7 protein-coding genes are annotated in these 9679 nt (G+C 42.3%); 5 read left to right on the forward strand and 2 right to left on the reverse strand.

Annotated elements, in window-relative coordinates; translation table 11 throughout:
• The 4 genes from ACM0OR_RS26860 to ACM0OR_RS26875 form a co-directional block, all read left to right on the forward strand.
• On the forward strand, nucleotides 1–1297 hold a 1297-nt coding region (locus ACM0OR_RS26860), incomplete at its 5' end, for an HlyD family efflux transporter periplasmic adaptor subunit (protein WP_414579463.1).
• A 205-nt stretch (nucleotides 1298–1502) separates the two neighbouring features.
• The gene (locus ACM0OR_RS26865; RefSeq protein ID WP_414579464.1) at nucleotides 1503–4082 is read left to right on the forward strand and encodes a TonB-dependent siderophore receptor; all 2580 of its coding nucleotides are present in this window, start codon (nucleotides 1503–1505) and stop codon (nucleotides 4080–4082) included.
• Nucleotides 4072–4224 (forward strand): hypothetical protein, encoded by a 153-nt coding sequence (locus ACM0OR_RS26870; RefSeq protein ID WP_414579465.1) that lies wholly within the window; start codon nucleotides 4072–4074, stop codon nucleotides 4222–4224. Before ACM0OR_RS26865 ends, ACM0OR_RS26870 begins: the two co-directional genes overlap by 11 nt.
• Nucleotides 4224–5537 carry an MFS transporter gene (locus ACM0OR_RS26875; RefSeq protein ID WP_414579466.1) on the forward strand — a complete coding sequence of 438 codons (1314 nt, stop codon included), beginning with the start codon at nucleotides 4224–4226 and terminating at the stop codon, nucleotides 5535–5537. The genes ACM0OR_RS26870 and ACM0OR_RS26875 overlap by 1 nt, the downstream gene beginning before the upstream one ends.
• Nucleotides 5538–5568: 31 nt before the next feature.
• On the opposite strand, the gene ACM0OR_RS26880 is transcribed toward ACM0OR_RS26875, so the two are convergent.
• On the reverse strand, nucleotides 5569–7269 hold the full coding sequence (locus ACM0OR_RS26880; RefSeq protein WP_414579467.1) for an ABC transporter ATP-binding protein/permease: 1701 nt from the start codon (nucleotides 7267–7269) through the stop codon (nucleotides 5569–5571).
• A gap of 13 nt (nucleotides 7270–7282) precedes the next feature.
• Nucleotides 7283–8023: a VOC family protein gene (locus ACM0OR_RS26885; RefSeq protein ID WP_414579468.1), complete on the reverse strand. Its 741-nt coding sequence runs from the start codon at nucleotides 8021–8023 to the stop codon at nucleotides 7283–7285.
• A gap of 607 nt (nucleotides 8024–8630) precedes the next feature.
• On the opposite strand from ACM0OR_RS26885, the gene ACM0OR_RS26890 reads away from it, so the two are divergent.
• A complete protein-coding gene (locus tag ACM0OR_RS26890; RefSeq protein ID WP_414579469.1) occupies nucleotides 8631–9614 on the forward strand; it encodes a DUF3102 domain-containing protein in 984 nt (327 codons plus the stop codon).
• Nucleotides 9615–9679: the final 65 nt, after the last annotated feature.

Consider the following 9679-nt stretch of genomic DNA (forward strand, 5'->3'; position numbering starts at 1 on the left):
AAGTGAACAATTATCACTTTACCTTGCTTTTGTTCTTAACCGAGAAGTATTGGAGGGTGTCGTCAAAACTATTCATGTCAAAGACGGAAAGCGGGTTAAAGCTGGGGATTTACTTGTCAGCCTTGATCCCACCGTTTCCCAAGCGCAAGAAGATTCCTTGAAACGAGTCCGCACAGTTTTAGAACAAGAAAATCAATTTTACCAAGCACAACTAAGTGGGAAAGAGGACACCTCACCTACTGTATCCATTCCCGCGCAATTTGTCAGTTTAACCAGAAGCCGGGCGGTATTACTTGCCGAAAATCGTCTGTTTCAAGCTCAACTTGATGGCAATGCTGGGGAAATGACCTTGAGTGCTGAACAACAACAACGGGTAAAATCTGAGTTGGAAGAGTTAACATCACGAGTTACATCTGCTCAGTTAGAAATTGACCAATTACGCAAGCAATATAGCCAAGCAGACATTAGACTTAAATCCAACGAGGAAAAGTTAGAAGTTAATGAGCAAATTTTTAATGATCTAGAGGAATTAGCGACAGAAGGGGGAATTTCCCGCATTCAATACCTCAACCAACAACAACAAGTAGAATCCATTCGTGCAGAAATTGCACAATTGCAAGAAGAAAAGATCCGCTTGCAAGCGGCTATAGCCCAAGCCCAAGCCAAAGTTCAAAACACCAAAGATATTGATAGAAGAGATTTAACCACCCGGATTGGCAATAATAGCCAAAAACTAGCGGAGATTGACAGTCAACTGAGCAAAGCAATTATTGATAACAAAAAACGTATTGCTGAACTTGACAGCCAACTCAGTCAAACCAATCAGGCATTAAAATATAGTGTAGTGCGATCGCCTGTTGATGGTGTAGTCTTTGACCTGAAAGCCCACGCCCCCGGCTTTGTGGCTAAATCCACCGAACCTGTGCTGAAAATCGTTCCCCAAACTAACTTAGTAGCAAAAGTTTCCATCACCAATCAAGACATCGGCTTTATCAGAGAAGGAATGCGCGTTGATGTCCGCATAGATTCCTTCCCCTACAGCGAATTTGGTGACATCAAAGGTACTTTAACCTGGATTGGTTCTGATGCCCTACCACCAACCCAACTTCAGCCATACTATACCTTCCCAGCCACAGTCACCCTTGACCAACAATACCTGAGCAGCAAAAACCGCAAAATTTCCCTACAGTCGGGGATGTCATTAAACACCAACATAAAAATTAGAGAACGTACCGTCATGAGCATCTTTACTGATTTCTTCTCCAAAACCGGAGAAAGCTTGAAGTTTGTCCGCTAATACTCAGTTCGTAGTAAGGACTAAAGTCCTCACTACAAACAAATCTATAGAAGTATTGAAAAGTTGGATGAAGATTATAGAAAAAATGGTAGTATTCTATTCCAGTTAAATAACTGAGCATAAAAATTTCGCTCCCCACACATTACGACACTCTTCCCTTGATCTGTAAGCGTCTACACCAGTTAAATTAGGAAAATCGGTATTTATGACATGGAATTATTGGCAACCCGCCATTGGTGTTGCTAGTGTAATAACTGTTCTTGTATCCCAACCTGCTTGGGCTGCTCCTGTTCCCGTAACGGCAGTAGAACTCTATGATACAGATCAAGGTTTAGAAGTCGTCTTAAAAACTTCACCCGGAGTAACCCTAAACACTCAAACCAGCATAGAAGATAAGACCTTAATTATCACTGTCAGCAATGCTCAACTCCAATTGCTGCAAGGAAAACCACCCGTAATTACCAACGATCCCATCCCTGGTATTGCTGAGATTGTTGTCGGACAGTCTGACCCTAATACCATTGAAATTGAGATTACTGGAGTCAGTGCAGCTCCCAAAGTTGCTTTGCGTCAGGAAGGAGAGGAATTTGTTGTTAGTATTCCTTTCACTACTACTAGTCAAACGCCACCAACCCCAGAAACTCCCACTACAGAAACCCCAACCCCAGAGACACCCGCAATAGCAGAAACCCCACCTCCAGAAGAAGAACCAGAAGAACCAATAGAACTTACAGTTGTGGGGGATGAATTCCGACCAACTTATCAAGTTCCTAATTCCTCGGTTGGGACTCGTACTGACACCCCACTGATTGACGTACCCCAAGCCATTCAAGTCATACCCCAAGAAGTTATCAAAGACCAAGGTACGCGTAGCCTCGGTGAAGTCTTAAAAAATACTAGCAGTGCTAGTACCGGGCGTACCTCTTCTCAAGCACCAGCTTTAAACCCAGTAATTCGTGGCTTTGAATCTCGTAACCTGTTGCGTAACGGTTTACGGGATGACAGCTTACGGTTTCAAAGTGAAATAGCTAACGTTGAACGAGTCGAAGTTCTCAAAGGGCCAGCGTCCGTACTCTTTGGACAGGGTGATTTAGGTGGGGTAGTGAACATAGTAACTAAACAGCCTTTGAATACACCCTATTATGGCTTTGAGTATCAAGTAGGGCAATTTGGGTTACATCGTCCCACAATCGACTTTTCCGGCCCCTTAGATAAAGATGGTATAGCTTATCGTTTAAATGCCGCTTATCAAACTGCTGAAAGCTTCAAAAAATTTGAAAATAGCGAGTCTTTCTTTATCGCCCCAGTTGTGAGATTAATTGGTAATGAAAATACAACTTTAACGGCTAATTTAGAATATCTCAAATACCGTAGCTTTGAAACAGCACCGGATTTACCAGCTTCAGGGACAGTCATTTCTAACCCCAATGGTAGAGTGTCACGAAATGCTAACTTAGGTGAGCCATCTCTATCTGAAACTGAATCATTTGTAACGCGCTTAGGTTATCAGTTAGACCATCGTCTCAACGATAATTGGAAAATAAAAAGCGAACTTTCCACAGCCTTTTTAGATATTCCTGAAAACACGGGCATAACCCCCATTTCTAACACTGCTACATCAGACGGACTAAATAGAGATGGACGCACAATTCGACGCTTTTTAGTAGAAAACCCTTCGAGTACAACTAGTTTAACTTTTAATAATAGTCTCTTAGGTAAGCTGAAAACAGGCAGTATTGAACATAGCTTGTTGTTTGGTGTCGAAGTTTCTAGAGAACAGGTAAAAGATAGACTGGATTTTAGACAAATCAGAGACATTGATATTTTCAATCCCGTTTATCGACCTGAGAGTGTGTCATCATTTGCTATTCCCTTTGGTAATACCAATACGCGCAAAAATTCTGTTGGTATTTATGCTCAAGACCAAATTTCTCTATCGAAGAATATTATTTTAGTTTTGGGTGGACGTTTGGATTTTGCTAACCAAAAATATGAAGATTTGCTGTCTTCAGAAGAAAGTTTTGAACGTAACGATACAGTTTTTAGTCCCCGTGTTGGTATTGTTGTCAAGCCTAGTGAAAATCTTTCCCTGTATGCTAGCTACAGCAGATCATTTACCCCCGTTGTTGGTAGAACGCGGATTTTGGTAAATCAAGAAACGGGAGAAACAATTATTGGCGAACCCTTTGAACCAGAACGGGGAACTCAGTATGAAATTGGGGTGAAGGCAAATTTATTAGGCGATCGCCTCTCCACCACCCTAGCATTTTACAATTTAGAACGTACCAATGTTGCAGCCCAAGGATTAAGCGAACCCCTCTCCCAAATCCAAATCGGCAAACAACGCAGCCAAGGTATAGAATTAGACGTAGTCGGTGAAATTCTCCCTGGTTGGAACTTGACAGCAAGTTACGCCTATACAGACACAGAAATTACCGAAGATAGCCGCCCAGAATTTGATGGCAAGCAATTACAAAACGTTCCTAGAAACGCTTTAGGTTTGTGGAGTACCTACGAACTGCAATCAGGAAGCCTCAAAGGTTTAGGATTCGGTTTAGGTGTCTTCACGCAAGGAGAACGCCAAGGGGACTTACGCAACACATTCACCTTACCTAGTTACTGGCGTACAGATGCTTCCATCTTCTATCGTCGTGACAAATTCCGCGCCGCCATCAACATCCAAAACCTATTTGATGAAAATTACTACGAAGGTGCGCGAGACATTGTGCGTGTAGTTCCAGGTGCGCCCTTCACCTTAACCGGTAGCATCTCCGTTGAATTTTAAACCTCTTCCTCTCTGCACCTCTGCGCCTCTGCGTGACGGACACTTTGCTCAAGTCGGCAAAGCCGCCCACGCAAGTGTCCTCCTCTGCGTGAAACAAAATCCCCCTAATCAGCAACGCCGAAAACTAAACACATTGCCATAATGCGAACCTTTTTGATCATCTGGCTAGGACAGATAGTATCTACCATCGGCAGTTTTATGACAGTTTTTGCCCTCACAATTTGGGTATGGGACAAAACTGGTTCGGCAACAGCTTTGGCATTAGTGGGCTTCTTCGCCCAACTGCCAAAAATCCTGATTACCACCTTTGCCGGTATTGCGGTAGATAGGTTTAATCGTCGCTTCCTGATGATTTTGGCGGAAGTTGTCGCTGTACTGTGTACCCTAGCGATCGCAATCCTCTACCTCAGCCAACAATTACAGGTATGGCATTTATATATAATTGTCATGCTTTACGGTGGCTTTGGACAATTGCAAGTCCTTGCCTATTCTGCCTCCATTTCCTTATTAGTTCCCAAAGCACAATTCACCCGTGCGGAAAGCTTAGGTTCTGCGGTGAACTACAGTGCAGCAATTTTTGCTCCTGCCTTAGCCGGGTTTATCTATCCCCGTCTGGGGATGCAGGCTATTTTCGGGATTGATTTGACAACTTTTGCGGCGGCTTTCCTCACATTACTTATCGTCAAAATTCCTCAGCCTGCTGTTGATAAATCTCACAGTGAGAATACTGAGAATTTATGGAAGAAATTAACGTTTGGATTTCGCTATATTTGGGCAAATCCATCATTAACAGCGATGGCGATCGCCTTCACATTATTTGCCATCCCCAACGATATCAGTAAAGTCCTCTACAGCCCGATGATTCTTGCCCGTACAGGTGGCGATTCACAAATTCTCGGTACTGTCACAAGTGCTGCGGGTATTGGTGGTGTCATTGGGGCATTAACCCTAGGTATTTGGGGAGGCTTCCATCGCCGCATACACGGAATGTTACTCGGTTTCATCGGACACGGTATTTTCAGAACCTTTCTCGGACTGGGGCAAACATTACCAGTCTGGATGGGAGCGCATTTTCTCTCATCCACACTCATTCCCCTGTTCTACAGTTCCAGTAACGCCATTTGGTATACCAAAATTCCCCCAGGCTTACAAGGACGAGTCCTAGCCGCCGATCAACTCATAGGCGTGACAGTAGCTGCCATCACTCCCTTAATTGCTGGCTTCCTTGCAGATCGAGTATTTGAACCAGCCATGAGTCCCACAGGCAGTTTAGCCCCGATTTTCGGCAACATCTTTGGGACTGGGACGGGTTCAGGTATTACTTTACTATTTGTCAGTATGACTATCTGCACAGTATTAGTAGGGGTATTTGGGTATAGCTGGCGTACTTTGCGGAAAGTAGAAGACTTAATCCCTGATCATAAACTGCCTGAAGGTTCTGGGGTTGCTGATTAGGGGGTGTTTAAACGCAGAGGGGCGCAGAGGTTTACGCGGAGGGGCGCGGAGGGTTTGAGGAAAGATGATAATTATCTGTGGGTAATAGTTGGCAGTTTTTTTGTGTTAGTTCTAAAACTAGTTGATGATGGTTTAATAGTGTGCTGCGGTGTCCGACGCTGATATAGGTGACTGATGTTTGTTGCAGTTGTTGATATAAGCTGGCTTCTGTTTCTTCATCTAGCGCACTGGTTGATTCGTCTAAAATGGCGTATTTTGGTTGAATTAGGAGCAATCTGGCAAAGGCTAGTCTTTGTTGTTCTCCTAATGATAATTCTCTTGACCAATCAATTACAGTGTCTAAGCCTCCGTGGCGTTCGGCTAAGTCGGGTAAGTGTACTTGTTGGAGGACTTTTAGCAGGATTTCGTGGGGAATGTTAGTTGCTGTTTGGGGGTAGGTTAATTGTTGTCGCAGGTTTCCCCAGGTGATGTAGGGACGTTGGGGGAGAAATAACAAATTATCATTTGCTGGACGCTCAATTACGCCTTCTCCATGTAACCATAGTCCTGCGATCGCTCGCAATAAAGATGTCTTCCCTACGCCACTCTCCCCCACAATGATTAATGATTCTCCTGGTTTGACTGTGAGAGATAAATCTTGAATTAAGTTGGCTTTCTGGGGAAGCTCTAGTGTTAAATTTTTGATAATTATCTGTGTGTTTTCCACAAGCTGAATTTCTGCTTGTGGTTCTCTTTCCATAATATTAGATATTTCTGTGAGTCGCTCAACTCCTGCAACTAAGGCACTGATTTGATTAAATTGCGTAATAATTAATCCCAGTGCTAACCCGACTCGCTCAAAGGCGGCTTGGGATTGGGTGACTGCACCTATTTCTAGTTCGCGAGAGAAAATTCGGGGGGCTAAAATCAAAAAGGGTAAGATGAAGGTGAGAAACTGATACCCATTTTGAAAGGCATTCAGCCGAAATTGCCAGGTAATTAAACGTTTGATATTGGCGAATACTTGACTAAATCTCTGTTTGAGTTGTTGTGATTCCTGGGTTTGTCCGTTGTAAAATGCGATCGCCTCCGCATTTTCTCTGACTCTGACTAAACCATAGCGAAAATCTGCCTCCCGCTTGATCTGCTCTAAATTAATCCCGACTAAAACTTTCCCAAACACCAGCGTTGTCATCACTGTACCGACGACAGCATAAGTCACCAAAGAGTACATCAAAATAGGGGAAATGAACCACAGCACCCCAATAAAACCCATTAGCTGTACTAAAGAATCTAGAATAATTACAAATAGTGCTACCAATCTTTGGGTGACATTTTTGATATCTTCTGCTAAACGCTGATCTGGATTATCAACCGCAGAGTTAACCTGTAAATGATAAAAGGATTGTTGGGCAAAATATTGCTGGAAATAGTGAGATGTCAGCCATTTGCGCCAATCAAGGCTGATTTTGGCTTGCATATAGTTTTTGAGAGATATGAATACAATATTAATAATCACAACAGCACTAAAAAACCAAAATGTCTGGTAGAACCGATTAAAGTTCTGCGCTGCTAAGGAAGAAGTCAGTTCCCCGCGTTGGAGAATCTCAAAAATGATGAAATAACTACTTCCCAAGGATAAAATCACCAGCATGATTAAATGGGCGATCGCACCGCCACGCCAACAAGATAACCAGTATAGTTGAATAATTTGCCAAAATTGCTGCCAGATTTGACGATTCCCCAATCCCATGAGATTTTTGTGCCTAAAACTTTAACACCAGAGGAATATCTATTTTTCGCGCATCTATCACACCTCTCTGCACGCGATTATCAAAAGTCAACTGGATAGATGGACAACCAGAGTCAATTTGTACTACTCCGTCTTGGGATAACAGTGCTAGAGGTTGAGTTAAAGTATTCCCACAAGCAGCATTAATCTCGATCCCTGTCATCTTTTTCAACCCTAAAGCATGAGACATCCACTGATGTTGCAAGTTAGGAAAGTTTCTTTTGAGTCTGGGTAAAGCGATCGCATCAGGAATGACAAAACATAGGGGTTCTGTTGGAGTTACTAAATTATCACTGGAAAAACTTAATAATAATTCTGATCGTCCTGGTGGCGAATAGCTAAATTCATACTCGTCTAGGGAACGTTTTGTCTGAGATTGCTGACGTAGCGCAATCCCAAAGGGAGAAATTTTCGGATCATAAAAGTGTTTGGGTGCAGTCCGTCGTAAGCATCGCGCCAAAAAATCTATCCCTGTGCGGACGGCATAAATTTCCGCAGCAACTTCATCTTCAATCCAAACAAGTTCTAGATAAAAATTGTCAAAAAAAATAATATGCGAGGCTGTACCTCTATCTGGTTGTTTGACAGGAGTGTTAGCAACAGTTATTCCCTGTTTAGCAAAGAACTCTAGTGACGGTGCTGTCTCAACACAGATAAAAATATGGTCAACTTCTAACAAGGAACTATTTACCGACGGTAGCAACGGAGTTTTCATAAATTAGCTCGCATGGCTTCAGATAGTGAAAATATTATTTCTGCACGTATTCATTACAGTGCCTTTTAACTCAGCGATCACAGATGGAAAATCAAGCCTGCGTCTAGGTTAGAGACATTCACCAAAATATATCCACCCCTGATACCACAAAATACACATCACCATTTTTACCAACCACTTAAGTCTTTTAGTAATTATTCTCAATAAATCAATAAATGGGATACTTTGTCAAGTATTTTTGTTGTTACTTGAGATAACAGCAATATCACGACATTTACTGACAATGCTGACCGCAATATTTGGCAAAAAATATATCAAATATTTAAATTACGTAATCTTTCGTATGGGAGTTTAATATTAAAACCGTTAGAATAGCTCCAGCTACCTGAAAGTGAATGCGTAATAGGCATTACCAGGTTAAAGATAAAGTATTTGTCAGTCTCAGTTTAATAAATTTCCCATTTTCCACTAGAATTAAATATATAGTGTGTTTACTAACATAGGGATTATACATAATAACTGAGTAAAATAACCTCGCCATTTGTTGTCCTATCAGCGATCTCAGGTAGCTGAATTCTTTGCTCAATGGATTTAGAAACCCATAACTATGATTAATTCAAAGCGTAAGCATCCGAAAGAGAATATTGTGACTAGTTTTGATTATGGCATTCTCACTCCAGAGCAGCGATCGCTAGTTGAGCAACGTACCAGCGAGATTAGAGAGCAGTTACGCCGGACAGCCCAAGATATTTGGGAGATTGGACAAAGTTTGGCAGAAGTACGCGCTCAACTTAAGCATGGCCATTTTGATACCTGGCTGAAAGCCGAATTTGGTTGGAGTCGTCGCACGGCTTATAATTTTATTAATGTCTACGAAACCTTTGGGAATCGTGCAAATCTTGCACAAATTGACATTGCTACCTCGGCTCTTTATCTCCTGGCTGCACCTTCGACACCTCAGAATCTGCGGGAACAGTACATAGAAGAAGCTAAAACAGGTAAACGCATCACCCATAAAGAATTAGTCCAAACTATTAAACATCAACAAGAAAACGTAGCAGAGCAACCAGAATTACCTCTGGCTACTACATCAGAAATCATCGCTATCATACCTAACTCTATAGATAAAAGCAATTCTGATGATGTTAATAACTCTATAGTTGAAGTACCGATAACCGCGCCACAGATACCAGCAACTACTCCCGAAGTTAGTAACAGGAAGTGGATGCGCTTAGGTAAACAGCATTTGATATTTCATGGTGACACAGCCTCACCAGAGTTTTTTACTAACATCCCTCCCATTGCTTTAGCAGTGGCTGTGACAGAGGATGATTGGGATCACGAGTGGCTAATTGAGGAAGCAAAAACATTGATTGTTCTCGAACCTGCTGATTTGCAAGCAACTACTTTAGAGCAATTAATTACGATGTTTTCTCAGCCTGGAGAGTTGGTAGTATTGCCCTGGCTGCCACAAGCAGATATGATCGCGATCGCTCATCGTTTGCAGCGACGGGTGATAGCCGGTGATCCGTCTTTAGAATTGTGTCAGCAGGCTGTTATTGCGTCGGGGTTGAGTGTGGAACAAATTTAATTAATTCGTAATTCGTGATTCGTGATTCGTGATTCGTGATTCGTGATTCGTGATTCGTGATTCGT

Origin of the sequence: Anabaena sp. CCY 9402-a (assembly GCF_963920945.1) — a bacterium.
Lineage (GTDB): Bacteria > Cyanobacteriota > Cyanobacteriia > Cyanobacteriales > Nostocaceae > Trichormus > Trichormus minutissimus.